This window comes from Acinetobacter sp. ABJ-A23_2 (assembly GCF_044538765.1).
In the GTDB taxonomy this organism is placed as follows: domain Bacteria; phylum Pseudomonadota; class Gammaproteobacteria; order Pseudomonadales; family Moraxellaceae; genus Acinetobacter; species Acinetobacter nosocomialis_A.
In genome coordinates, this window is the sequence record NZ_JBIUCP010000016.1 from 34976 (window position 1) to 60157 (window position 25182).

Consider the following 25182-nt stretch of genomic DNA (forward strand, 5'->3'; position numbering starts at 1 on the left):
AATAGGATAATTATTCATCAGAACTGTTTTAAGATGTTGGAAATAGCATTTGTGCTCATTTCCTGACTGAGGGGTATTTCTGTTTAAGACTAAAGCATTAATGCTTTGATTAATATTAAGTCATATTTTCAAAGAATGAATTAAAAAATAGAACATGGAGTTATTTCACATGGTTAGTGCATACGATGAATTACCACGCACACCCGCAAACTTTGTTGCGTTATCCCCTCTACGCTATTTAGAGCGAGCAGCTTATATCTATCCAGACCAAGCTTCTATCATTCATGGTAACCGTCAGATTTCATGGAAAGAAACTTACCAGCGCTGCCGACAGTTTGCTTCTCAACTTCAACAATTAGGTATAACTAAAAACGATACTGTTTCAGTCTTATTGCCAAATGTACCAGCAATGATCGAAGCCCATTTTGCTGTACCTATGGCTGGTGCTGTTCTTAACACACTAAATACTCGTTTAGATGCTAAAACTATCGCTTTTATGCTGGAGCATGCTGAAACTAAAGTGCTTTTGGTTGACCCAGAGTTTGTTAATTTAGCCAGAGAAGCTCTATCGCTCATTCCCAACCAACACATTATTGTGATTGATGTGGCTGATGAAGAATATGAGGGTGAAAACCAATTTATTGGTTCGTTTGAATATGAAGAATGGATAGCTCAAGGTGATACTGATTTCGAATGGCATTTACCGCAAGATGAATGGGATGCAATTAGCTTAAATTACACTTCCGGCACAACAGGTAACCCTAAGGGTGTGGTTTATCATCACCGAGGTGCTTATTTGAATGCGGCTAGTAATATTTTAGCCTGTGGCATGAAACCTCGAGCTGTTTATTTATGGACACTTCCTCTGTTCCATTGTAACGGTTGGTGCTTTGCATGGAGTATTGCAGCAAGTGGCGGAACCAATATTTGTCTACGTAAGGTCGATCCTGAACTGGTGATGCAGCTTATTGCAAAACATAAGGTTGATTACTTCTGCGGTGCGCCAATTGTTCTATCCATGATTATTAACCTACCTAAAGAAAAACAGCCGAATTTAGAACATCATGTAGAAGTTATGGTTGCGGGAGCAGCACCTCCTGTCGCCGTGATTGAAGGTATGCGAAATATTGGAATTAATGTAAACCACGTTTACGGTTTAACTGAAACCTATGGGCCATCTGCGCTTTGTGCGTCTCAGGCTGGATGGAGCGATCTCTCCATTACCGAGCAAGCGCAACTACACTCTCGTCAGGGTGTGCCTTATCCACTTCAAGATAGTATGCGCGTACTAGACCCTGAGACGATGCAGCCCGTTCCGAATGATGGTGAAACCATGGGAGAGATTATGTTCCGTGGCAACATTGTCATGAAGGGATATTTAAAAAATCCTAAGGCAACTGAAGAAGCTTTTGCGGGCGGTTGGTTCCACACTGGAGACTTAGCGGTTTGCCACCCAGACGGTTATGCAAAAATCACTGATCGTTCCAAAGATATTATTATTTCAGGTGGAGAAAATATCTCATCTTTAGAAGTTGAAGATGTTTTATATAAACACCCTGCGGTTTTAACAGCGGCTGTTGTGGCAAAACCTGATGAACGTTGGCAAGAAGTACCATGTGCATTTATTGAATTAAAAACAGGTGCTACAGTGACTCCTGAAGAAATTATTGCACATTGTCAAAAAGAACTGGCGCGTTTTAAAGTTCCCAAAGATGTAGTGATTACTGAAATTCCAAAAACCTCAACAGGCAAATTGCAAAAATTCATTTTGCGTGAATGGGCAAAAGAACGCGTTTAAACAATATCGGAAATAAAAAAGCGACGTATTTAACGTCGCTTTTTTTAGTTAAAACGGTATTAGCCTTGATCTGACAATAAAGCGACTTGCTGCACGTAGTTAATAAACTTACCTTTAGATGCTTCCAGATCTGCTTCCGCAACTTGCTGAGTTTTATCACGGTTAATTCTTAACACATGCTGACGCAAAGTATGACGTTCTGATGCATTATAGATTTTACTAAACTCATTAATTGCAGGGTCGCCCTGCTCGATCATACGATCTACCCAACGCATAAGTTGAGCTTGTTTTTTCGCGCCTTGTTGAGGAGTCAAATAAGATAAAATGACTGTCTCATCTTCATTACGCAAGAGTTTACCAACACGTTGAAACTGGCGACGGCGCGCTTCAAACGAACTAATATTCTGAACTTCCAAAAGAGCATCAATTAAACGCTCATCAACCGGAAGCTTTTGAATCTGTTTGATAGAAAGTTGTGCTAACTGCTCACCTAAAGCAGCCATACGTTGAACTGCTTTTTTCTGTTCGGTTTTACTTGCACGTCCTTCTAAAGAATCAAAATCTTCTTCAGTATAACGCTGGGGACGACGTGCCACGATTAATCTGCCTCATAAAATTTTGCGGCGAATAACGCCTGTACTTCATTTAATGCCTGTTCTTCATCAGCGCCATCAATGACCAAACGTAAAGTGGTCCCTTTTCCTGCACCCAACATCAGTAACGACATAATATTCTTTGCATCTACTAAATGATCGCCCTTACCAATCTGAATTGATGAACGAAACTTCGTAGTGACCTCTATCAGTTTTCCTGATGCACGTGCATGTAAACCGAGTTTATTAATTACATCAACAGTTGTGTCTATCATGACCAGTGCTTCATTTCTCTGTGTAAGACCTGAACAGACCATTCTGCCTCAAGTGCTTGTTTTAGTCTATCTACCATATAAACTGAACGATGCTGGCCGCCTGTGCAACCTATTGAAACCGTCATATAGTGACGATGCCCTTCAGCAAATGCCGGCAACCATTTTTTTAAGAAGTGATGTATGTCCTCAAACATTTCGTTTGCTTGTGGACTTGCTTCTAAAAACTGCTTAACTGGCTCGTCTAAACCAGAAAAGCGGCGTAATTCTAAATCCCAATGCGGATTTGGTAAATGCCGTACGTCAAAAACATAGTCGGCATCTAGAGGAATGCCATGTTTATAACCAAATGACTGCAATATAACAATCAGATTATCTGACTGCCCTAATTTCGACAGCAAAATATGTTTTAAATCATGAACACTTTTATCTGTAGTATCAATATGAACGGTAGCGCGAAACTGAATTGGAATCAGCAACTGCTTTTCTTCATGAATACATTGTAAAAGGCTTTTGAAACGGTTCGCCAACGGATGTGGACGACGCGAGGCACTAAATCGTGCAATCAAATCCTGATCTTGTGTCGTCAGATAAATCACATCAACCGTACCATGTTTTTGTAATTGCTCAAAAACATGGTCGAACTCTTGCATATCAGCTCGTGTACTTCGGACATCTACACCTAAAGCCAGTTGTTCAAGATTATTTTCATGATCTAGCTTTGCCACAATTTCAGGCAGCAATGCCAAAGGTAAATTATCAATACAGTAATAGCCCAAATCTTCTAATACCTGAAGAGCTGAAGATTTTCCTGAACCAGACTGTCCTGTCACGATAAGTATACGCTTCATGGCATGGCTGTCCTTTTATGTATTATTGAGGTGTAAAGGCAACTTGTAAATTATCAATTAAACGTGTTGCACCCAATTTAGCCGCGACAAATAACACAATATCGCGATCAAACTGAGAAACAGCTAACAAGTTCGGCTGACGAGCTTCCACATAATCCACAACAAAACCATTGTCTGTCAACAGCGTTTTTAAATCTGCCAAGACTTGTTGTAAATCTTTACCTTGGTGTAATTGCTCTTCAGCTTGCTTTAGACCTTGATAGATGACTGGTGCAGTTTGACGTTGTTCAGGAGTCAAATAACCATTTCTTGAACTAAGCGCTAAACCATCGGCCGCACGAACAATTGGCACGCCAATCACTTCTAATGGAATATTTAAGTCTTGTACAAACTGGCGAATCACTGCTAACTGTTGGTAATCTTTTTGACCAAAGAAAGCATAATTCGGTTGCACAATATTAAAGAGTTTTGTGACAACCAGTGCTACGCCATCAAAGTGTCCCGGACGTGAACTACCACACAAGTCATCCGTAATTTGGCTAACACTAATGTTAGTTAAACGAGGCTGTGTACCGTACATTTGCTCAACTGAAGGCGCAAAAATAATATCACAACCAACATCAGCAAGTAGACGGCTGTCCTGCTCTAAAGTACGTGGATAGTTATCAAAATCTTCACCTGGACCAAATTGGGTCGGGTTCACGAAGATACTTACAACCACAACATCACATAACTTTTTCGCTTCACGAACAAGTGTTAGATGTCCTTCATGTAGATTTCCCATAGTTGGGACAAAACCAATGATTTTACGTGCAGCTCTAGCAGGATTTAAAGAAGCAGCTAAGCCTTGTATAGTGGTTTCTGTTTTCATGAATTACAGCTCAACTTGGAAAGTATGTTCTTTGGCTGGGAACGACTGGTCCTGTACAGCAGCGTGAAAAGCCTTAAACGCATCTAAAATTGCTGTTTCACCAGATTGTTCTTTCATAAAGTTACGCACAAAACGTGCAACCTTGCCAAATGTCAAACCTAACATGTCTTGTACTACAAGTACCTGACCATCAGTCGCATTACCCGCCCCAATACCAATTACAGGAGTATTCGGGAATAATTCAGCAATTTCTTGGCCCAACTGTGCTGGAACGCATTCAAGCAATAGTACCGCCGCTCCAGCTTCAACCACAGCCGTACAGTCAGCAATCAGTTGATCAGCAGCTTCACGGGTTCTAGCTTGTAGTTTATAACCACCAAATACATGTACAGACTGAGGGGTTAAACCTAAATGTACGCATACAGGTACACCATTACGTGTTAACACTTGTACGGTTTCACTTAGCCATGCACCGCCTTCGATTTTGATCATCTGGGCACCAGCTTGCATAACTGTTTTCGCATTCTGCAAAGCATCGTTTAAAGTGGCATAACTCATAAATGGTAGATCAGTCATAATCAATGCATGCTGATTACCACGGCGCACCGCCGCTGTATGATAAGCCATGTCTTCAACAGTTACAGGTAAAGTTGAGTCACGACCTTGAATTGCCATTCCAAGAGAATCACCAATTAAGATAGTATCAATTTCAGCAAGTTCCATTGCTTTTGCCATACTTGCATCGTAACAAGTTAGACAAGAGAACTTACGTCCTTCGGCTTTAAATTTTCTTAAGTCACTTAGACTAATCATGATGGTATCCTCTACAGGAGTTTGCAGAACGTATAAGTCAGGCTTAAGCCCAAGACTCATCAGCAAGTACAGTCAGCGTCGGCTGCTGTAAGAGTTCTAAATTTTTAAGTGGCTGATCATCGATATGTAAATCAGCGTCTAAATCTAATAAAGGAATCACAACAAAATCTCGTTGCAAGATTCCTACATGCGGCACAGTTAAGCGCTCATTTTGTATTTTTTCATTGCCATAAATCAGTAGATCAAGATCTAAAGTTCGCTCTCCCCAATGACGGAGTCTCACTCGCCCAGCTTCCTGTTCAAAACGCTGTAAATGGTCGAGTAAGTCAAGCGGAAGTAACTCAGTTTTTAGCTGAGCTACTGCATTTAGATAATTCGGTTGATCTTGAGGACCCATCGGTGGGCTTTGGTACAGTTTGGATACCTTCACTTCACCAATAGATTTAAGCTTGGCTATCGCTTCAGACAAAATTTGGCGTGAGTCACCTAGGTTACTTCCTAAGCCAATATATGTGGTTACTGTCATTGCATAGGTCCAAAAATAACTTGGCTCAAATCACGTTGTACCCGCTTACGCTTTAAGATTGGGTGATCGCTCGTCATATTGGTTTGTGATGCGGAAGATTTTTCCATAAAACGGTCAACAGACTGCTCTTGTCGTGCACGTTCTTTCTTGCCACGACGGCTTCGAGGCTCTGGAACATCCACCAAAGGCTCAATTTCTGCATCAACTCTATTGTTTTCAACAGGTTCAGCAGCAACCTTACGACGACTTTTCGCTTTTTGACGATTATATTGGCTAATCGCAGCTTCTTTTTCGTCATTTGACATTTCTTGGTAAGCATCCCACCAGCTTCCCATTCCTTGTGTTGTGTCATCACCTGACTTTTCACGAAGTAATAAGAAGTCAAAGCCTGCACGGAAACGCGCATGGCTTGCCAATGCTTCAATTTGCTGTGGCTTTGGATTAAGCAATCGAGTTTGCATTTCCCAAACTTCACGAATAAAAGTTTCGGCAAAACGAGGAATGACTGTACGTGTGGCTTGACGTTTTAAAACATCTAAACCAGCTTGGGCACGAGCTTCAGCTGGAACTACACCTTTCGTTAAATAAAAGTCACAACGTTCTAAAAATGGCTGCCACAATAAAACTGCATAAAAAAATGCAGGGTTAATGGTTTTACCAATTTGAATACGTTGATCTGTATTTTTTGCAGCACGTTGAATAAATGGCGTCAAATCTGGGCGAATATCAGCAAAAAGCTGTTTCCACACGCCAAATTCAATCAGCATTGGTAATACACGTGCCAAATGACCCATTGTGAAAAGCTTCTGAGACTCATCGTATAAACGGTGCGGAGAAACATCACGAAGCAACTGCGTCATCTCAACATCAAAAATATCGAGAATCGCTGGATCAATTTTAAAGTTTAACTTCGCTGCAAAACGTAACGTCCGTAGCATACGCACCGGATCTTCTTCAAAACGTTGTACAGGGTCGCCCAATAAACGCAAAGTCTTATTTTTGACATCATCAATTGCTTTACAAAAATCGAGCACAATACCTTTACGTGGTTGGTAGTAAAGCGTATTGATAGAAAAATCGCGTCGAGCAAAGTCCTGTTCGATGGTTCCCCAGTTATTGTCACGCAAAATCATGCCTGAAGCATTGGTGACTGCTTTTTTAGGAGGGGCACGGAAAGTAGCAACTTCGATTAGCTCACGCCCTGAATAGACATGTGCCAATTCAAATCGACGGCCAATAATTCGGCATCGACGACCAAAAACTTCTTTAATTTGAGAAGGTGTTGCATTGGTGACTGCATCGAAATCTTTAGGATTGAGTCCTAGCATTAAATCACGGACACCACCCCCAACAATATAAGCTTCATAGCCTGCTTTGTTCAGACTATCGATCACATCTAAAATCGAAGAAGGAAGTTGGGCTGTGGACAAACCACATTTTGACGCTCGCAAGGTTTGCAAAAGACGCTGTCTCCTACGTCAGGACGTAAATAACAAGTTGTCGCTAATCATAGCTCTAACACACACAAAGGGCAATTTGATTCTCTTTAGATTGCGCAGGAAATGATAATTGACGAACACAACTTTTATAAGGCTAAACGTGATTTATTTTTTTCAAAAATAGCTGGTCCTATTCCTTTGACATTTTTAATTTCGTCAATATTTTTAAAACTTCCGTTCTTCTTTCTATATTCTACAATCGCTTGCGCCTTTTTCTCACCGACGCCTTTTAACTGCTGAAACTCATTTACAGTGGCCTGATTCAAGTGAATTTGCCCTGTAGAGTCATTAGAACTCTTAGTATAAGAATTTTTAGAACCATAAGAATGAGAAGGCTTAGAGACGTTTAACTTTTGGTCGTACATCTGCTGTTTAGCCTTCCATTCTTGAAAGTTCTGGTCAAAAGATTGAGCAAAAACCGAAGGTGAAATTACCCCTAAGCACAACATCATTAAAATAAAACACTTATTTTTCCAAAGTCTCATGCTGTATCGCATGTCGTTTTTCCCCTGATTGTAATTGTCGTTTTGCTTGGTTCCACAATTCATCCATCTCGGACAAGGTCATGTCTTCTAATGTTCTTTGCTGTTTTATGGCTTGCTCTTCAATAAAAGCAAAACGACTTCTAAATTTATGTATGGTCGATAAAAGTGAAGTTTCACTTGAAATATTAAGTTTACGTCCTACATTGATCAATGAAAACAGACAATCTCCAAATTCATCTTGAATTTCATCAATATTTTGATTTTTGAGCGCTTCTTTAAACTCATCTAGTTCTTCTTCTAATTTGGTATAAGCATCTTCTACTGTTTCAAAATCGAACCCGACTTTTGCGACATTTTTTTGAATTTCCTGTGCTTGAGACAGTGCTGGCCCATGTTTAATTTCATCTAATCTTGATTGTGGCTTGCCTTGCTTTTCTTGTTGTTTAATTTGTTTCCATAACTCACTGACTTGTTCGGGTGTTAAGTTATTAAATTGATCAGCTTGAAAAACATGTGGATGACGTCGTACCAATTTTTCACTAATTGCCTCAACTACATCTTGAAAATTGAACGCCCCTTGCTCACTAAACATTTGTGATTGAAATACAACTTGTAATAACAAATCACCCAACTCATTTCGAATCTCATCAATATCGCCCTGACGAATGGCAGCTTCGACTTCATATGCCTCTTCAATCGCATATTTAGTTAGCGACATTGGGGTTTGCTGTTGATCCCACGGACATTTTTCACGTAGCTCTTGCATAATTTTAAGCAATTTATCCATGGTAACCCTCAAGTTCAAAAAGTCGGTCAGTAAATTTAAAATCTTAATTTGCTATGATCAAAATTAAAGCAGCAAATCATTCGTCATATTGTAACGATAAAGAGAAAAAAAGATGAAACATAGCATACTGATTAGTGGCGCAGCTCAAGGTATTGGAGCAGAAATTGCACGAGTATTTTACAACCAAGGATATAAAGTAGGCATTTATGATATCAACGAATCACTTGCTCAAAGCTTAGCAACAGAGTTAGGACCTAATGCATGCTCTGGCTATTTAGATGTTAGTGATTACAGCCAGTGGCAACTTATATTAAAAGAATTTACCGCCTGGGCTGGCGAGCTTAATATTTTGGTGAATAACGCAGGCATATTATATTCCGGAGCCTTTGAAAATATCGATATTCAATCACATCAAAGAACAATCAATATTAATGTAAACGGCGTTATCAATGGCTGCCATGCTGCACTTCCTTATTTAAAGCAAGCTTCTTTTGCACGCGTCATTAATCTTTCTTCGGCTTCTGCAATTTATGGGCAAGCTGATCTCATTTCATATTCAGCCAGTAAGTTTGCAGTTCGCGGAATTACCGAAGGTTTAGATGTGGAATGGAAAAAATATGGTATTCGTGTTTTAGATGTGATGCCTTTATTTGTACAAACCGCAATGGTCAATAATATGGAGGCAGGTAGTATTCAAAATATGGGCGTTGACTTAACTCCAAATGATATTGCTCAACAGGTGCTTTCACTTGTCGAGAAAAAAGCTCGTTTCTGGACACCTACGCACACTCCAGTTGGTATAAAAACCAAATTGCTTTATCAACTTTCAACAATAAGCCCACAATTTTTAAATCGGTTAACTAATATTTATTTATCGAGAAAGTAGCTTATAAAAAAGGCCGTCAATTGACGGCCTTTTTCTCAATCTAGTTAAACGCCTTGGATCATGCGTCGTGCGCTAATAATCCCCGGTTGTTGCTCTAAACGAGCTAACAAACGTGAAAGCTGAGCCAAGCCTTTCACCTCAATGAGCAACTTCATATTGGCAATACCATCTGCCTCAGAAATTGTGTTCACCTGACGAATATTAATCTGGTCAGAGAAAATCACTTGAGTTAAGTCTTTGAGTAAGCCACGACGATCATAAGCTTCAACTACAATTTGAACACTTTGACCACGAGTTGGCTGCATTTCCCAATCGGCTTCAACAGCACGTTCTGGCTCTTGCTTGATCATACGTTGATAATCAGAACACAAGACTTTGTGAATACTTACACCACGATTCAATGTGATATAACCAGCAATTGATTCACCATGGACTGGTTGGCAACACTGTGCAATATGTAGCTCTACGTTGTCTAAACCATCAATCAAAATACCATGTGCAGACAAAGTATGGCTGGCACGTGGGTTTAATGTTGGCTTAAGTACCAGTTCAGGCTCATCCTGATCCAGATGCATTTGACGATTAATCTGGTTAATTAAGGCATGCAGGCTTATATCGCCGCTAACCAGATTAACCAAAATATCATCGCCTGTTTTCACATTGAAATGCGATGAGTAGTCGTTAAGATCGATACTCTTCGGGTGAATCGCCAATCGAGACAATTCTTTGTTCAGTAACTCACGACCAACTTCAAGGTTCTTACTACGATCTTGCTGTCTGAACCAGTGACGTAGCTTGTCACGTGCACGAGATGTCTTGATATAACCTAGAGAGTTCACCAACCAGTCACGGTTTGGTTCACGGTCTTTCTTGGTTAAAATTTCAACCTGCTCACCTGTTTTTAACGTATAGGTTAATGGCACGTAGCGCTGGTTAACACGCGCTGCATAACATTTATTCCCTACCTCTGTGTGTACATGATAAGCGAAGTCTAAAACAGTTGAACCACGTGGTAATTCTTTAATATCACCATCACGGCTAAAGACATAAATCTTTTCAAAACCCTCAAAGTCTTGAAGTTGATCAAAGCCTTCTGTTTCATCTTCGTTTTGATGTACTGTGGTTTCATTACGCTCTTGGTAATGTTCCAAAACAGCACGAAGCGAATGTAAACGATGGTTAAAAGAATGGTCGGTATTCTTTGAGCCTTCTTTATAGTTAAAGTGCGAACAAACACCTAACTCTGCTTCATCATGCATCTCATGAGTACGGATTTGTACCTCTAAAGATTTATTTTCAGCAATTACAGCAGTATGTAATGAGCGATAACCATTGGCTTTTGGGTTGGTAATATAGTCATCAAACTGGTGTGGAATATGACGCCAAATTTGATGAACAATACCTAATGAGTGATAACACTCCGGTACGCTATTGACCAATACACGTAAGGCACGAATATCATAAAGCTGATCGAAACTCAGGTTTTTACTCTTCATTTTTCGATAAATCGAATAAATGTGTTTTGCTCGACCTGTAATTTCAGCTTCAATACCGTAAGACGCCAACTCATTTTTTAAGCGATCAATCACGAACTGAATATAATGTTCACGTTCTAAACGCTTTTCATTGAGTAAAGAAGCAATCTCTTTATAACGGTCTGGTGCCAAATAGCGGAAAGCTAAATCTTCTAGTTCCCACTTAAGCTGTGCAATACCCAAACGGTGCGCTAATGGAGAATAAATAGTTAGAATTTCACGCGCGACACGCTCTTGACGCTCACGTGACGAGTTCGCCAACTCACGTAAAGAATAAGTACGCTCAGCTAACTTAATTAAAACAACACGAACATCTTCGGTCACAGAAATCAGCATTTTATAAATGCCGCTTAAATGTTCCCTCTGGTTATTATTAAAATGGTCTTCTAATCGTTTATTTTTTTCAATGAGCTCTGAAAGCTTACCCATTGCCAAAGTGCCTTTGACAAGGTTATAGACTTGCTCACCAAATTTGCGCCTCACTTCTTCTATATCAGTAATGTCCTCACGAACACTACGATAAAGCATCGCAGCAGATAAAGTGTCTTCATCTACATGCAAATGCGCAAGAATATCAGCCATCCCAACACCAGTAGCAAATGTATTGGAACGATGATTAACCGTTGAATCTAACTCTTTTTGCAGGGTTAAATGCGCAACCTCTTCGAGTTGTTTAAGCTCTGCCCCATCTAATATTTCACGAACCCGATCCAACCATGAGGCTAAACCGACTTGTGTTTCGGCGGCATGCTCTACAGTCGTTTCCTCTGACAACTCAGTTAGTTGTTCAGGTAACTGTTCACGTACTGTGACCATACCATTCTCCTGGATATGTAACTCATGTTTTTAATCGTTTATCTCTTGAATTTTTTCAAATAAAGCAATCGATTCAACATGTTCTGTGTGCGTAAACATGTCCATAACCGCTGCTTTTTTTAACTGGTACCCATGTTGAGCCAAAACACCTGCATCCCTTGCTAGTGTCGCTGGATTACATGATACATAAACGATTCTTTTTGCTCCAAAGTTTGGTACATACTGCATAATTTCATATGCACCAGCACGAGGAGGATCAATCAATAATGCATCAAATCCTTGATTTGCCCAAGAATGATGCGAAAAATCTTTTGTTAAATCTTGTGAAAAGAAGCTCGCTTGCACCAGATTGTTACACTTGGCATTATCCGTTGCTCGTTGCACCATTTCTTCACTTGCTTCCACACCCACAACTTGTCCATTTGCACCAACACATCGTGCAAGTGGAAGCGAAAAATTACCTAATCCACAAAACAGATCCAGTACCCTTTCACCCTGCTGCAATTGAAGCAATTCACATGCCAATTGCACCATTTGTTCATTTACTGTGCCATTGACCTGCGTAAAATCCAATGGCGAAAAAGCAAAATTTACCTCAAATGCATTTAAAGCATAATGTAACCGCATAGCGCCTTGCTCTTCATCAATACGACGAAGACTTTCAGGGCCTTTAGGTTGCAAATACAATTGCCAGCCTTTGTGTAACGCAAATTGTCTTAATTGGTTGACATCAGAACTGTTTAATTTTTCTACATGACGAACCAATAAAGAAATTTCCTCATCACCTGTTGCTAATTCTACATGACCAATATGCGCTTTGCCCTTTAGACTTTGGAGTAAAGTACGCAATTCTGGCAGGCTATCTGATAACTTTTTGTCCAAAACACTACATGTATGGATAGAAGTTAAACGATTACTATGATGCTCACGGAAACCTAAAATCAAACGATCTGGTTTTAGCAAATAACGCACACCAATACGCGCTCGACGACGATAATCACTTTGTAAAGATCGAATTGGCTCTAACCACTGTTCAGGTTGAATACCCGCAAAGTGTTGTAAATGTGACTGGAGTACATTTTGCTTTAAGCGAATTTGCTCATCTGGATGGATGTGCTGCATGCTACAGCCACCACAAATACCATAATGAGGACAAACTGCCTCTACACGATTTGGCGAAGGTTCTGCTAAAAGCTCAATCATTTCAGCTTCTTCAAGGCGTTTAGCCTCATGCGTAATTTGAGCCTTTACGGTTTCTCCAGGCAACGCATAACGGATAAATACCTTTTTACCATGCTTATCTGCCGGATGATCCGGATGAGAACCATAGTGCGCAATTCCTCGCCCCTCATGAGAAAGAGTTTCAACCTGAAAAATATATTCAGGTTGCTGAGCTTTGCGAGATTTGGCTTGCTGTTTCAAAGAATGAACCTAAAAATCTAAAGGATTAAAATAGTGGGATGTAAAGTCGGTATGTTTCGACGTACGTTGCCACACTTCAAGAAAATCAGCCTGCTGAGGCATAGTCTGTAAATATTCAATACTCGAACTAATCCAGTGATTATGTTCATCTACATTGATTTGACCTTTAAGTAACAACCAACGCAAATAAATAAACCATGTATTGAGTACATCACCTTCACAATAACTGGTTAACTTTAACCATTGCTGAGCACGTACATATTCAGGAACATGATACCCCGATTCACCACGTTTACCTGGTAAACCTAAAATACAGGCAACCTCATCCAGTTTCTGGAAATTACGGCCATTAAACATTGCCATCACATCCATTAAATCAATATGACGGTGGTGATAACGGTTTTGGTAATTATTAAAACGCTTCTGGCTATCAAGCTCACCTTGATCAAACAAGCCCGGTGCAGAAAGGCCATGATACATGGCACGGAACAAAATAACCGGCAAATCAAATTGTGAGCCATTCCAACTCACCAAAGTAGGATGGCGCTTGTCAAAAATAGATAAAAATTTCTGTAAAATTTCAGCTTCTGAATAGTGCTCTCGACTAAAAGAAAACAGTCTAAAACCCGATTCATCAATCCATAAACCAGAGATACAAACGATTTCATGCAATGGCAAACGCTGAAAATCCATACCTGATTCTTGGCGGCGGATTTTTGTGAGTGCCCGTTCAACATCTGCCTCTGGCAAATCAAGATGATATAAATGCGCTCCCGCTTTTAAATCAGTTAAAGTTTCAATGTCAAAAACTAAAGTTGGGAAACGCATTCTTTCTCTCAATTATGAGTTATCGTCCTGTACTGAGAACAAACCTGTAGACAAGTAGCGGTCACCACGGTCACAGATAATGCACACAATAACAGCTTCCGGATTTTCTTCTGCAATCTTGATGGATGCCCAAACCGCACCACCTGAAGATGTACCAGCACTAATACCTTCCATACGCGCTAATTTACGCATGGTTTTTTCAGCCTCAATTTGAGGAATATCAATAATGCGGTCTACACGACTGCTATCAAAAATTGTTGGTAAATATTCTTTTGGCCAACGGCGAATACCCGCAATACTTGAACCGTCAGCTGGTTGTAAACCCACAATTTGAATGTCTGGATTTTGTTCTTTTAAATACTTAGAAACACCCATAATGGTACCGGTTGTACCCATTGAGCTTACAAAATGAGTAATTTTACCGCCAGTTTGCTTCCAGATTTCAGGACCTGTCGTCAGGTAATGAGCCTCAACATTATCAGGATTACCAAACTGGTTTAAAACATGACCCTTGCCGTCTTTTTCCATTTGCAAAGCTAAATCACGTGCGCCTTCCATACCTTGCTGTGGAGTCACTTCAATCAGTTCTGCGCCATAAGCTAACATCGCATCTTTGCGTTCTTGGCTCATGTTATTTGGCATAATAAGTTTCATTTTATAGCCGCGCATTGCTGCGACCATAGCCAACGCAATACCTGTATTGCCGCTGGTTGCCTCAATTAACGTATCGCCCGGTTTAATTTGACCACGCTTTTCTGCCTGCATAATCATGTTATATGCAGGGCGATCTTTTACAGAACCTGCCGGATTATTACCTTCCAATTTTGCTAAAACCGTTGCCTGCGTGTGACAAGCCAAGCGCTGCAAACGGACTAAAGGTGTTTTACCTACATAGTGATCTAACAAAAATTCGTCGGCTAAAAAATCAGGTTGTGTATTACTCATGATCAACACCTAAATCGGGGTGGCACTATTGTATGAAAAAATGATCGGTACTGCACCCATTTCACTATGCTTTTTAATGAAAGTGATTAAAGCCCAGTCAGTTATAAAATGCCGTCTGTTTTAAAATAAAGCGTGATAATATGCCCTACAGAGAGATCAATCCGATGTAGCCATGTCTAATTTCAATAAAACCTTATCGAAACGCTTACGTCTGAATCATGCATATGGGCAATTGATTGCTCTTATTTTTGTGCCCATGATGATTTTAACCGGTGTTGGTGCTTTTCTGGTTTTAACTGAAACCTCTCACTCTGCAAAACAACAGCAACTGCATCACGCTTCGGCTATTTTGGCTCGTTATAATGAAATCGCCAAAAACCTCTACACATTGGTAGAACTAAAACCTGATGAATATGATCATGCACAAAACATTATGCAAAGCATGTTCAGTGAAAAAGATTTAAAGCGTGCTGCTTTAATTGATAGTAATGGACAAACATACTTAAGTGTGGGTTACCGAGATAATCGTTACTGGCCTAACTTTACGCAAAACAATAGTTTTTTTGGCCCGATCTCTTACAACCATAACAATATCTATGGTATTCGAGTCAGCAATACCGCAGGGAAAGCCCCTGTCTGGCTCGTAATTGAAATGGACAATCAGCCACTAGAATTAGCACGTTATCGCATTCTGATTGCGTTAGTTATTACCAGTCTAATGACTTTATTATTACTTTTACTTTGTCTAAATTTCTTCTCTCGCCGTTGGGTTGCACCAATGTACGAAATTCGGATGCAGCTACAGCGACTTAATGCAGATACTTTAGATCAGCATATGGTCATTAACAGTACTGGTGAATTACGCTTACTGCAGCGCGATATCGCAAATGTAGTGAAAAGACTACATTTTAGTTTTTTAGAACTTAAAGAACACACAGAACAAACCGAAGAAGACTTACGCAGAACATTAGATACTCTCGAAGTTCAAAATATTACTTACCGTCAGGCACGTGACCAAGCCATTTCATCAAATCAGGCAAAATCCGTTTTCCTTGCCAATATCAGTCATGAGCTTCGTACGCCGCTTAACAGTATTGATGGCTTTATTCATTTATTACTTCGCCAACAAAACTTAAGTAATGAACAAAACCTCTATCTACAAACTATTCGAAAATCTTCTGCCCATTTATTAGCATTAATTAACGATGTATTGGATTTCTCAAAAATTGATGCAGGTAAACTGGAACTTGAGACAGCGCCATTTGATTTAGAAGAAGCTATTTTCGATGTGATGGATATGTTGTCACCTTTGGCTGCGCAAAAGAATATTGCCATGGCATTTTATTATGCAGACAACATTCCTCAAGAAGTCATTGGGGATGCTTTACGCTTTAAGCAAATTTTGACCAACCTAATTTCAAATGCAATCAAATTCACGCCAGATGGCGAAATTATTGTTCGTGTACGTATGGAACATGACGACATTGGTCAATGTTTACTGCATTTTAGCGTTCAAGATAGTGGTATTGGTTTAAGTGGTACTGACCGTAAAAAATTATTTGAGTCGTTTTCACAAGGCGATGCATCTGTTACACGCCAATTTGGTGGTACAGGCTTAGGTCTCGCGATTTCCAAACAACTGGTTCATCTCATGCATGGTCAAATTGGCTTTGAAGATAACCAAGAGCGTGCACCAACAGAAAAAGGCTCAACATTCTGGTTTACTGCACAGTTTGCTGTAGATGAAGAACATGAGATAGAACACCCTCACTTCGAACATTTACAAGTGGTGTCTTATTTAGCACATCCTGCAACGGCAAGTGTTTTACGATACTATCTTGAAAATTACCAAGTTCCACATATCGAAACGCAGTCGATTCTGGACTTGTTTAGCCGCCTAAAACACCTCGACCAGAAAGACAACACATGGCTTATTGTTGATCATAGTGGCGATACAGAGGCTTTACTTAAAGAAATTCGTAGCCGCTATCAAGGCAACTTAGCAGTTTACGGCTATCAAATGACCCTTGAGCCAAACATGCTCACTGAATATCGCGCTCGCCCACTTTATCAACCTTTAAGCCGTAGCGGACTCATTCAATTATTAAGTGACCAACCTATTTTTGAAGAGGAACAACAAGACTTTAATGGTCAAGGTTTACATATTTTAGCAGTCGATGACCACTTGCCAAACTTAATTGTTTTAGAGGCATTGTTAGGTGAGCTAAATGTTAAAACTACTAAAGCTTTAAGTGGACAAGAAGCGCTTAATATCATTCAAGAACGCATTGACCAAAAACTCAAGCCGTTTGATTTAGTGTTTATGGATATTCAAATGCCGGTTATGTCAGGTATTGATACTACGCGCGCGATCCGCTCGCTAGAGTCAACGCTAGATGGCGAAATGCAGCTTCCAATTATTGCATTAACAGCCCACGCTCTTGCTGATGAAAAGCAAAAGCTTCTGAAAGTGGGTATGAATGACTATGTCACCAAACCAATTCAAATGGAGCAAATCATTCAGATTTTAACGCAATGGACCAAAAACAATTTCACTGCACAAGCCTTAGATAAAGATCATCATGTTGTTGCCGAGGCACTAGACCCAGAAATATTAAACTGGCAACAAAGCCTACAATTGGCTGCAAATAAAGAAGATCTTGCCCAAGACTTACTAAAAATGTTGGTAGACAGTTTTCCAACTGAGCTAGATGAAATGCAGCAGCTCATTGAGCTGGAAGACTTCCCTCAGCTTGAACATGTGTTACATCGCCTCTACGGTGCAACTCGCTATGTCGGTACGCCAAAACTTCAACAAGTCACTGGTGACTTCGAACAGTTTGTTTCGACATTACGTAAAGAGCGTCGCAGAGCCGATGACGGATTCATCGAAGAAGTCATGCAACGTTTCGATGAATTAGGTCTTGTCATTAAAGAAGTAGAGAGTGCAGCTCACCAAATTTTAGTGATACCCGACTAAATAAAATCTCGTAAAAAAGGCATGACTGACCTGTCATGTTTCCAATTTCAAGCCATGTTATGCTCCGCTTATCGATAAAAAAATAAGCGGGAATTTCATGGCACTTTTACGTATAGAAAAGAATAATGGCATTGCGACAGTTTATCTAAACCGTCCCGATAAACGTAATGCCATGAGTTTTGCCCTCCTTAAAGAACTCGTTTCAACGGCTAAAGCCATACAGAAAGACCGAGATATCCGCTGTGTAATTTTAACTGGTGAAGCACAAGTATTTAGTGCTGGTATTGATTTATCTGACCTTAACAATCCTAAAAACTCCGCATTTGCGATTTGGGAACTTGTAAAGCCGGGACAAAGCCTTTTCCAAAAAGCGTTTCTGATTTGGCAGAACTTACCTGTACCTGTGATTGCAGCACTTGAAGGTTATTGCTTCGGTGCGGGCATGCAACTTGCGCTGGCTGCCGATATCCGTATTGCTCACCCAGAGACTAAAATGTCGATTATGGAAAGTCGCTGGGGTTTAGTACCCGACATGGGACTTACCCGCTCACTTAAAGGTTTAATAGGTGTTGACCTTGCCAAAGAACTCACCTTAACTGCCCGTGTATTTGACGGAAACTATGCAAAAGATATTGGCCTTGTAACTCACTTAAGTGAAAATCCATTAGAAAAAGCGAATGCGATTGCCTCAGAAATGCTGCAACGCTCACCAGATGCCTTAACTGCCGCAAAACGCGTATTAGATGCAATGGAGCATCAACCAGAAAAATCATTGCGCCTAGAAAAAATCTGGCAACTTAAATTATTACTTGGTAAAAATAGCAAACTTGCTCGTAAAAAAGATAAACATCCGGAAGTTAAATTTTTACCACGCCAATATAGATAAGAGCTTTGAAGATGAATTTTGATCGTAATACACCTATTGCCTTTTTAGGTATAGGGCTTATGGGAAGCCGCATGGCTAGCCGTCTTATTCAAGCAGGTTTTCAAGTTGCTGTCTGGAACAGAACAGCATCTGCTTGTGAAGAACTTATCGATATTGGCGCACACGCTCTCGATCTTTCAAACATCGGACAATACCCTATAGTTTTAACTTGTTTAGCTGACGATAAAGCTGTGCAAGCCGTATTTGAACAAATCCAGCCTCATTTAAAAGCAAATCAAGTTATTGTCGATTTTTCAAGCCTGTCCGTTGCTGCAACCAAAGCACTTGCTCAGGCTGCCGCGTCACAACATACGACATGGATTGACTCTCCTGTTTCGGGGGGAACCGCTGGTGCCGAACAAGGTACACTTGTCATTTTTGCAGGTGGAGATGCTCAAACTATTGAAGCTTTAAGTCCTGTTTATAATGTACTTTCTCAACGTGTAACACGTATGGGCGATACAGGTACGGGGCAAGCCACTAAAATTTGCAATCAACTGATTGTGGCAGCAAACAGTGCTCTTATTGCCGAAGCTGTAGCATTAGCAGACCGCGCAGGTGTAGACACAACATTACTCGCCCCAGCCCTAGCAGGTGGATTTGCTGACTCAAAGCCTTTTCAAATACTTGCACCACGTATGGCTACACATACTTTCGAGCCTGTTCAGTGGAAAGTTCAAACATTATCGAAAGACCTTAACAACGCAGTAACTTTGGCTAACAATGTTAATTTAGACATCCCCGTTGCACAAAAAGCTCTATTACAGCTACAAACTCACCAAAAAAATGGCTTTGCTGAGAAAGATTTAGCTACTATGATTCAAGTAGTAGAGCAATAATAAACGGAGTTTGTATATGGGTCGTCTTGCCGTTAACTTATCCATGATTTTTACCGAAGTTTCTTTAATTGAACGCTTTGCATTAGCCCACGCAGAGGGCTTTGAACATGTAGAAATCCAGTTCCCATACGAACTTTCCATTTCTGATATTCAAGACCAACTTGAACGTTACAACCTAAGTTTATGCTTAATTAATGTTCCTGCTGGCGACCTTATGCAAGGTGGAAATGGTTTGGCAGGTATACCTGGTCAAGAAAAAGCATTTCGTGAAGCACTAGAGTTAGCTATTCGCTATGCCACTGCCTTAAAAGTACCTCGTGTTAATATTTTGGCAGGTAAACAGCCTCAAGATTCAGACCTACTCCCTTGCCTTAAAACACTCGCAAGCAATTTAAAATTGGCCTGCCATTTACTTACAGAACAGGGCATTGAACCTGTATTTGAAATGATTAATGGCACAGATATGCCACGCTTTTTAGTACAGAACATTGCCCAAGCCCAAGAAATGCTCGAAGCAGTCAATCACCCAGCCTTAAAAATGCAGTATGACTGTTACCACATGGCAATGATGGGTGAAGATGTACTTGAAGGTTTACAAGAAAATATTCACCAGATTGGCCATATTCAGTTTGCAGATTGTCCGGGACGCCATGAACCCGACACAGCTCAAATTCCTTATGAACAAATTTTTTCTTGGATTAAGCAAAGTGCTTACGAAGGCTACATTGCGGCAGAATACAAACCTAAAAACGGGTCAAATCAGTCATTTACTTGGAAAAATAAATATTTTTCCGATGATGTAAATATATAAACTGTTACTAGTTTTGTTTGAAATTTAGCGCGAAAACCACTATATTAGATAGTGAGTAATTGTCAGGAAAATATACCCTATATGAATTTAGAACCATCGCCCAGCGTGTCTAATTCTCACGATTTCGCAATGAACACCTCAAATAAAGACGTACAAGCTTGTCTCAAAGTCGTCCATGACGCTTTAGTTGATGTAAAAGCAAAAGATATTCTACAGTTAGATGTTAGTTCTATTAGCAACGTTGCGGATGCTATTGTCATCGCGAGTGGTACTTCTACTCGTCACGTCAAAGCTCTTGCTGACAATGTTGCAGAAGAAGCTCGAAAAGCTGGTTTCCGCCCGATTGGCGTTGAAGGCGAACGAGATGCCGAATGGATCTTAATTGATCTTGGTTTTGTTGTAGTACACGTGATGCTACCAACTGCCCGTAAATTCTATGATTTAGAAAGCTTATGGCGTACTGCCCCAGAGTCAGTCGCATAAAATTTTTGCTTTTAAAAAAAGCGGCTCTTTTGAGCCGCTTTTTGTTTATATAACCAACCAAAATTTTTATTTAGACAAACTATCTCTTACAGCCTCAGACATTTCTATCAAAGCTTTAACAACACTTACAAGCTAGTCATCAGCCTTACTTAAATTTGACATGACAAATTGTCAGAATTACAGCACTATAACCACTCTTAAAGTCTCATCAATAAATAGCATAACTGGAGCACTAAAAAGTGAAGATACTCATTACAGGCGCCAACACAGGGATTGGCTTTGCCACAGCCGAACAACTTGTAAAACAAGGGCAACATGTGATTTTGGCGTGTCGAAATCACCAAAAAGCACAAGAGGCACAAAACAAACTACGCTCACTCAACCAAGGACAAGTTGATATCGTTTCTCTTGATCTAAACAGTCTTGAGTTAACCAGAAAAGCTGCTGATGAAATTGCAGATAAATACGGCAATCTTGATGTACTCATTAATAATGCCGGGCTATTTGCAAAAAGAAAACAGCTCACAGCAGATGGTTTCGAACAACAATTTGGCGTTAATTATTTAGGGCATTTTTTACTCACTCAAAAGTTACTTCCAGCTTTAAAACAGTCACCTAAAGCACGCATTGTTCACCTTGCATCTATTGCCCACTGGGTTGGTTCAATTAAACCTAATAAATTTCGTGCAGAAGGTTTTTACAACCCCCTGTTCTATTATGGGCAATCCAAGCTTGCAAACTTACTATTCAGCAATGTATTAGCTGAACAACTAGCTGGTAGTTCAATTACTAATAATGCATTACACCCTGGCGGTGTTGCTTCTGATATTTATCGTGATTTACCAAAACCGGTTTATGCAGCCATGAAAGTAGGATTAGTGCCAACTTCAGTTCCGGCAAAGCTCATCACAGAGATGGCGATTGGAGACTCATGGCAAAACCGAAACGGCGAATATGTCAGTGCGCATATGCCTGACTGGAAATCTTCACATGCAAAAAACCAGCAACTGGCACGCGACCTCTACCAACAATCAATGGACTTAGTAGAAAAGTTTCTTTAAATCCCAAAAAGCAAAAAACCACCCGAAGGTGGTTTTTTATTTCAAAGCATCTTAGTGGCCTGTACCATTAATTGCTTTAGTCATATCTTCAACAACTTTCTTAGCATCACCAAAGATCATCATTGTTTTTTCGTTATAGAACAAGTCATTATCAAGACCTGCATAACCTGTTGCCATAGAACGCTTAATCACCATGATTGTACGTGCTTTATGAGCTTCAAGAATCGGCATACCATAAATCGGCGAGCTAGGATCATCTTTTGCAGCTGGGTTTACAACGTCGTTTGCACCAATGACAAGTACTACGTCAGTTGCTGGGAAGTCTGAGTTAATCTCATCCATTTCCAAGATGTCTTCATATGCTACGTCTGCCTCAGCAAGCAACACGTTCATATGACCAGGCATACGACCTGCAACCGGGTGAATTGCGAAACGAACACGAACACCTTGCTCTTTTAGAATTTCACACAACTCTTTCACAGCATTTTGTGCACGGCCTTGCGCCATACCATAACCCGGTACAATTACAACGCTGTCTGCATTTGACATCAAGAAGCCAGCATCATCAGCAGAACCCGAACGGTAGTTACGCTGAACTTGCTCACCTTTAGCAGCTGTCGAAACTGCCGCACCACCCATTGCACCACCAAACAATACATTGATGATTGAACGGTTCATTGCTTTACACATGATGTAAGACAGAATGGCACCAGATGAACCTACGAGAGAACCCGCAACGATCAACATGTTGTTTTCTAATGTAAAACCAATACCTGCTGCTGCCCAACCAGAGAACGAGTTAAGAAGCGACACCACCACAGGCATGTCACCACCACCTACCGGTGCAATCCATACCCAGCCAAATGCAAGTGCAAGTGCTGTCATTGCCCAGAAAGCAGTCATGTTGCCAGTTGTGAAGAAGTAGAAACCACAAGCCAACATCGCAACAAAGATAAGTGCTTGAACAGGTTTAACCCATGCACCAGAAATTGTTTTAGCCCATTTTTTCGCAGCCAATTTACCATATGCGAATACAGATGCAGTAAAGGTAATCGCACCAACGAAACACCCCACAAACAATTCAAATAGATGAACCTTGCTCATATGTGCATGTTGTACGCCAGCTGCAGTCAAAGCCGCCTCATTTTGAGCAAACAGTGCAGTTAATTGGTTGTTATGTAAAATTGCAGCTATTGCAATTAAAACAGCAGCTAAACCAACCAAAGAGTGCATAAGCGCAACAGTTTCAGGCATTTGTGTCATTGGTACAGTACGTGCACGTGCAATACCCACAATCGCGCCAAGCACCATTGCCCCACCAATCATCCAGATGACTGGGTTGTTGGCAACAAAGAAGGTTGTCACAACTGCAATCGCCATTGCGATCATACCGTAACGGTTACCTTGAATTGCTGTTTTAGGGCCAGACAAGCCACGAAGCGTCAAGATAAAGAGGATTGCGCCTACAAGGTACAACCAGTTTGCATTTGCTTGAATAAATTCCATGTCAAAGCCCTCTTATTTCTTTTGCTTAGGCTTGAACATTTCCAGCATGCGCGCAGTTACTGCGAAGCCACCGAAAATATTAATGCTTGCTAAAAATACTGCAATTGCACCGAGTACACTCACCACATTCACACTTTGAAATGCAACATTCGCATCTACACCTAAAACAGGTAGACCTACAGTTTGCAACATCGCACCAACGACAATAATTGATGACAATGCATTGGTTACCGCCATAAGTGGCGTGTGCAAAGCTGGTGTAACACCCCAAACAACGTAATAACCTACGAAGATGGCAAGGACGAAAATTGTAATAGTTTCAACCATGAGAGATCTCCTTAACCACGCTTAAGCAGCACTTGACCGCCATGAGTGACCAATAGGGCTTTTTGGATTTCGTCTTCTTGATTAATCGCAAAGTTTTTCTCTTTGTCGAATAAAGTCTCTACGAAATTAAAAACGTTACGTGCATATAATGCAGAAGCTTCTGTCGCAACAGTGGCTGGAATATTTGGAATACCCAAAACTTTCACACCATTTTCTGTAAACACAGTCTCGCCAACTTTAGAACCTTCAACGTTACCGCCAGTTTCAACCGCCATATCTAAAATGACAGAACCCGGTTTCATCTTGGCAACAGTTTCAGCTTTAATCAGACGCGGTGCATCACGACCCGGCAACAATGCTGTTGTAATCACGATATCGGCATTCGACACAGCTTTATCTACAATCGCAGCTTGGTCTTTGATGTATTGCTCACCTGGCATCCAGCCATAACCATTTTTTGCTGCATCTGCTGCACGTTGCTGTTCTTCTTCAGACATTGGTACGTCTAACCACTTACCACCTAAAGACTCAACCTGATCTTTAGCTGTAGGACGCAAGTCAGTTGCTTCAACAATTGCACCCAAACGTTTTGCAGTAGCAATCGCTTGAAGACCCGCAACCCCAACACCCATAATCACAACACGTGCAGGTTTTACAGTACCTGCAGCAGTCATAAGCATTGGGAACATGCGTTGATATTCAGCCGCTGCAAGCAAAACTGATTTATAACCAGCCAAGTTCGCCTGAGAAGACAACACATCCATGTTTTGTGCACGAGAAAGCGTACGAGGAAGCAATTCCAGAGCAAAAGCAGATACTTGCTGATTCGCAAACTGATCTAGCTCGGTATTACGATAAGGATCAAACATTGCTACAACAGCTGTATTTGCTGCAAGTTTTTGAATTTCCCCGCCTTGTGGCGCACGAACTTTCAAAATAATTTGACTACCCGTATAGGCATCATCCGTAATGGTTGCACCGACCTGTTCATAAGCACTGTCAATGTACGCAGCCTTTACACCAGCACCACGTTCAATCACAACGCTATGACCAGCGCTAATCAACTTCTTTACTGTCTCTGGCGTAGCAGCTACACGATTTTCACCGACGACAGTTTCGGTTGGGATTCCGATCTGCATGAGCGTTCCTCAAGCTAATTTCTCATTGTCAAAAACATTGCAACCCGCAATGTTTCCCCCATGTGTATTCTTTGTACAGAATTTGGATTCTAATTGAACTTTTTGAAAATACCACCCACTATTTATTTAATAAATACCCATATTTTGAACTGATGATTCACGATATTTGACTTGAGGTGTAATA

The 25182-nt window shown here is 40.6% G+C and carries 24 protein-coding genes; 8 read left to right on the forward strand and 16 right to left on the reverse strand.

The window, feature by feature from the left end; translation table 11 throughout:
• The first annotated feature begins 169 nt into the window (after positions 1 to 169).
• Complete coding sequence (locus tag ACH63V_RS07660; protein ID WP_396463147.1) at positions 170 to 1798, forward strand: acyl-CoA synthetase; 1629 nt, start codon at positions 170 to 172, stop codon at positions 1796 to 1798.
• 59 nt (positions 1799 to 1857) lie between these two features.
• Here the strand turns inward: ACH63V_RS07660 and yjgA are convergent, their stop codons facing one another.
• The 9 genes from yjgA to mazG form a co-directional block, all read right to left on the reverse strand.
• Positions 1858 to 2394 carry a ribosome biogenesis factor YjgA gene (yjgA, locus tag ACH63V_RS07665; protein WP_004883153.1) on the reverse strand — a complete coding sequence of 179 codons (537 nt, stop codon included), beginning with the start codon at positions 2392 to 2394 and terminating at the stop codon, positions 1858 to 1860.
• 2 nt (positions 2395 to 2396) lie between these two features.
• On the reverse strand, positions 2397 to 2666 hold the full coding sequence (locus tag ACH63V_RS07670; RefSeq protein WP_019458135.1) for an HPr family phosphocarrier protein: 270 nt from the start codon (positions 2664 to 2666) through the stop codon (positions 2397 to 2399).
• Positions 2663 to 3514: an RNase adapter RapZ gene (gene rapZ / locus ACH63V_RS07675; RefSeq protein ID WP_042076255.1), complete on the reverse strand. Its 852-nt coding sequence runs from the start codon at positions 3512 to 3514 to the stop codon at positions 2663 to 2665. Before rapZ ends, ACH63V_RS07670 begins: the two co-directional genes overlap by 4 nt.
• Before the next feature lie 22 nt (positions 3515 to 3536).
• Entirely contained in the window at positions 3537 to 4385 is an 849-nt protein-coding gene (gene panC / locus ACH63V_RS07680) for a pantoate--beta-alanine ligase (RefSeq protein ID WP_212285031.1), read from the reverse strand.
• 3 nt (positions 4386 to 4388) lie between these two features.
• The gene (panB, locus tag ACH63V_RS07685; RefSeq protein ID WP_032047472.1) at positions 4389 to 5198 is read right to left on the reverse strand and encodes a 3-methyl-2-oxobutanoate hydroxymethyltransferase; all 810 of its coding nucleotides are present in this window, start codon (positions 5196 to 5198) and stop codon (positions 4389 to 4391) included.
• 43 nt (positions 5199 to 5241) lie between these two features.
• Complete coding sequence (folK, locus tag ACH63V_RS07690) at positions 5242 to 5724, reverse strand: 2-amino-4-hydroxy-6-hydroxymethyldihydropteridine diphosphokinase (RefSeq protein ID WP_031982042.1); 483 nt, start codon at positions 5722 to 5724, stop codon at positions 5242 to 5244.
• Positions 5721 to 7184: a polynucleotide adenylyltransferase PcnB gene (gene pcnB / locus ACH63V_RS07695; RefSeq protein ID WP_396463148.1), complete on the reverse strand. Its 1464-nt coding sequence runs from the start codon at positions 7182 to 7184 to the stop codon at positions 5721 to 5723. The genes folK and pcnB overlap by 4 nt, the downstream gene beginning before the upstream one ends.
• A gap of 125 nt (positions 7185 to 7309) precedes the next feature.
• Positions 7310 to 7720: a ComEA family DNA-binding protein gene (locus ACH63V_RS07700; RefSeq protein ID WP_396463149.1), complete on the reverse strand. Its 411-nt coding sequence runs from the start codon at positions 7718 to 7720 to the stop codon at positions 7310 to 7312.
• Positions 7689 to 8495 carry a nucleoside triphosphate pyrophosphohydrolase gene (mazG, locus tag ACH63V_RS07705; RefSeq protein WP_396463150.1) on the reverse strand — a complete coding sequence of 269 codons (807 nt, stop codon included), beginning with the start codon at positions 8493 to 8495 and terminating at the stop codon, positions 7689 to 7691. Before mazG ends, ACH63V_RS07700 begins: the two co-directional genes overlap by 32 nt.
• A 112-nt stretch (positions 8496 to 8607) precedes the next feature.
• On the opposite strand from mazG, the gene ACH63V_RS07710 reads away from it, so the two are divergent.
• Positions 8608 to 9381 (forward strand): SDR family oxidoreductase, encoded by a 774-nt coding sequence (locus ACH63V_RS07710; protein ID WP_396463151.1) that lies wholly within the window; start codon positions 8608 to 8610, stop codon positions 9379 to 9381.
• Positions 9382 to 9425: 44 nt separating this feature from the next.
• On the opposite strand, the gene ACH63V_RS07715 is transcribed toward ACH63V_RS07710, so the two are convergent.
• The 4 genes from ACH63V_RS07715 to cysM are packed head-to-tail and all read right to left on the reverse strand — an operon-like array spanning position 9426 to position 14927.
• Positions 9426 to 11732, reverse strand: a complete 2307-nt coding sequence (locus ACH63V_RS07715; protein ID WP_004698623.1) for a bifunctional (p)ppGpp synthetase/guanosine-3',5'-bis(diphosphate) 3'-pyrophosphohydrolase — start codon at positions 11730 to 11732, stop codon at positions 9426 to 9428.
• Between the two features lie 30 nt (positions 11733 to 11762).
• Positions 11763 to 13154, reverse strand: a complete 1392-nt coding sequence (gene rlmD, locus ACH63V_RS07720; protein ID WP_396463152.1) for a 23S rRNA (uracil(1939)-C(5))-methyltransferase RlmD — start codon at positions 13152 to 13154, stop codon at positions 11763 to 11765.
• Between the two features lie 9 nt (positions 13155 to 13163).
• On the reverse strand, positions 13164 to 13982 hold the full coding sequence (locus tag ACH63V_RS07725) for a 3'-5' exonuclease (protein ID WP_396463153.1): 819 nt from the start codon (positions 13980 to 13982) through the stop codon (positions 13164 to 13166).
• Positions 13983 to 13994: 12 nt separating this feature from the next.
• Positions 13995 to 14927 (reverse strand): cysteine synthase CysM, encoded by a 933-nt coding sequence (gene cysM / locus ACH63V_RS07730; RefSeq protein WP_002054567.1) that lies wholly within the window; start codon positions 14925 to 14927, stop codon positions 13995 to 13997.
• Between the two features lie 172 nt (positions 14928 to 15099).
• On the opposite strand from cysM, the gene ACH63V_RS07735 reads away from it, so the two are divergent.
• From ACH63V_RS07735 to ACH63V_RS07760, 6 genes are all read left to right on the forward strand, one after another.
• Positions 15100 to 17907: an ATP-binding protein gene (locus ACH63V_RS07735; protein ID WP_396463154.1), complete on the forward strand. Its 2808-nt coding sequence runs from the start codon at positions 15100 to 15102 to the stop codon at positions 17905 to 17907.
• Positions 17908 to 18004: 97 nt separating this feature from the next.
• The gene (locus ACH63V_RS07740; RefSeq protein ID WP_016803787.1) at positions 18005 to 18793 is read left to right on the forward strand and encodes a crotonase/enoyl-CoA hydratase family protein; all 789 of its coding nucleotides are present in this window, start codon (positions 18005 to 18007) and stop codon (positions 18791 to 18793) included.
• A gap of 11 nt (positions 18794 to 18804) precedes the next feature.
• Complete coding sequence (locus ACH63V_RS07745) at positions 18805 to 19671, forward strand: NAD(P)-dependent oxidoreductase (protein WP_396463155.1); 867 nt, start codon at positions 18805 to 18807, stop codon at positions 19669 to 19671.
• Between the two features lie 16 nt (positions 19672 to 19687).
• A complete protein-coding gene (locus ACH63V_RS07750; protein ID WP_396463156.1) occupies positions 19688 to 20482 on the forward strand; it encodes a hydroxypyruvate isomerase family protein in 795 nt (264 codons plus the stop codon).
• Positions 20483 to 20563: 81 nt separating this feature from the next.
• A complete protein-coding gene (gene rsfS, locus ACH63V_RS07755) occupies positions 20564 to 20965 on the forward strand; it encodes a ribosome silencing factor (protein ID WP_001047580.1) in 402 nt (133 codons plus the stop codon).
• A 239-nt stretch (positions 20966 to 21204) separates the two neighbouring features.
• A complete protein-coding gene (locus ACH63V_RS07760; RefSeq protein ID WP_396463157.1) occupies positions 21205 to 22026 on the forward strand; it encodes an SDR family NAD(P)-dependent oxidoreductase in 822 nt (273 codons plus the stop codon).
• Between the two features lie 51 nt (positions 22027 to 22077).
• Here ACH63V_RS07760 and ACH63V_RS07765 read toward each other — a convergent pair whose 3' ends face one another.
• The 3 genes from ACH63V_RS07765 to ACH63V_RS07775 are packed head-to-tail and all read right to left on the reverse strand — an operon-like array spanning position 22078 to position 24998.
• The gene (locus ACH63V_RS07765) at positions 22078 to 23532 is read right to left on the reverse strand and encodes an NAD(P)(+) transhydrogenase (Re/Si-specific) subunit beta (protein WP_396463158.1); all 1455 of its coding nucleotides are present in this window, start codon (positions 23530 to 23532) and stop codon (positions 22078 to 22080) included.
• Positions 23533 to 23544: 12 nt separating this feature from the next.
• Positions 23545 to 23859: a proton-translocating transhydrogenase family protein gene (locus ACH63V_RS07770; RefSeq protein WP_000230434.1), complete on the reverse strand. Its 315-nt coding sequence runs from the start codon at positions 23857 to 23859 to the stop codon at positions 23545 to 23547.
• Between the two features lie 11 nt (positions 23860 to 23870).
• Positions 23871 to 24998: a Re/Si-specific NAD(P)(+) transhydrogenase subunit alpha gene (locus tag ACH63V_RS07775; protein ID WP_396463159.1), complete on the reverse strand. Its 1128-nt coding sequence runs from the start codon at positions 24996 to 24998 to the stop codon at positions 23871 to 23873.
• Between the last annotated feature and the right edge of the window lie 184 nt (positions 24999 to 25182).

Coding starts and splice junctions, on each gene's coding strand:
- ACH63V_RS07660 (WP_396463147.1), top strand. CDS start 170: ATGGTTAGTGCATACGATGAATTACCACGCACACCCGCAAACTTTGTT.
- ACH63V_RS07670 (WP_019458135.1), bottom strand. CDS start 2,666: ATGATAGACACAACTGTTGATGTAATTAATAAACTCGGTTTACATGCA.
- rapZ (WP_042076255.1), bottom strand. CDS start 3,514: ATGAAGCGTATACTTATCGTGACAGGACAGTCTGGTTCAGGAAAATCT.
- panC (WP_212285031.1), bottom strand. CDS start 4,385: ATGAAAACAGAAACCACTATACAAGGCTTAGCTGCTTCTTTAAATCCT.
- panB (WP_032047472.1), bottom strand. CDS start 5,198: ATGATTAGTCTAAGTGACTTAAGAAAATTTAAAGCCGAAGGACGTAAG.
- folK (WP_031982042.1), bottom strand. CDS start 5,724: ATGACAGTAACCACATATATTGGCTTAGGAAGTAACCTAGGTGACTCA.
- ACH63V_RS07700 (WP_396463149.1), bottom strand. CDS start 7,720: ATGCGATACAGCATGAGACTTTGGAAAAATAAGTGTTTTATTTTAATG.
- mazG (WP_396463150.1), bottom strand. CDS start 8,495: ATGGATAAATTGCTTAAAATTATGCAAGAGCTACGTGAAAAATGTCCG.
- ACH63V_RS07710 (WP_396463151.1), top strand. CDS start 8,608: ATGAAACATAGCATACTGATTAGTGGCGCAGCTCAAGGTATTGGAGCA.
- ACH63V_RS07715 (WP_004698623.1), bottom strand. CDS start 11,732: ATGGTCACAGTACGTGAACAGTTACCTGAACAACTAACTGAGTTGTCA.
- ACH63V_RS07725 (WP_396463153.1), bottom strand. CDS start 13,982: ATGCGTTTCCCAACTTTAGTTTTTGACATTGAAACTTTAACTGATTTA.
- cysM (WP_002054567.1), bottom strand. CDS start 14,927: ATGAGTAATACACAACCTGATTTTTTAGCCGACGAATTTTTGTTAGAT.
- ACH63V_RS07735 (WP_396463154.1), top strand. CDS start 15,100: ATGTCTAATTTCAATAAAACCTTATCGAAACGCTTACGTCTGAATCAT.
- ACH63V_RS07740 (WP_016803787.1), top strand. CDS start 18,005: ATGGCACTTTTACGTATAGAAAAGAATAATGGCATTGCGACAGTTTAT.
- ACH63V_RS07745 (WP_396463155.1), top strand. CDS start 18,805: ATGAATTTTGATCGTAATACACCTATTGCCTTTTTAGGTATAGGGCTT.
- ACH63V_RS07750 (WP_396463156.1), top strand. CDS start 19,688: ATGGGTCGTCTTGCCGTTAACTTATCCATGATTTTTACCGAAGTTTCT.
- rsfS (WP_001047580.1), top strand. CDS start 20,564: ATGAATTTAGAACCATCGCCCAGCGTGTCTAATTCTCACGATTTCGCA.
- ACH63V_RS07765 (WP_396463158.1), bottom strand. CDS start 23,532: ATGGAATTTATTCAAGCAAATGCAAACTGGTTGTACCTTGTAGGCGCA.
- ACH63V_RS07770 (WP_000230434.1), bottom strand. CDS start 23,859: ATGGTTGAAACTATTACAATTTTCGTCCTTGCCATCTTCGTAGGTTAT.
- ACH63V_RS07775 (WP_396463159.1), bottom strand. CDS start 24,998: ATGCAGATCGGAATCCCAACCGAAACTGTCGTCGGTGAAAATCGTGTA.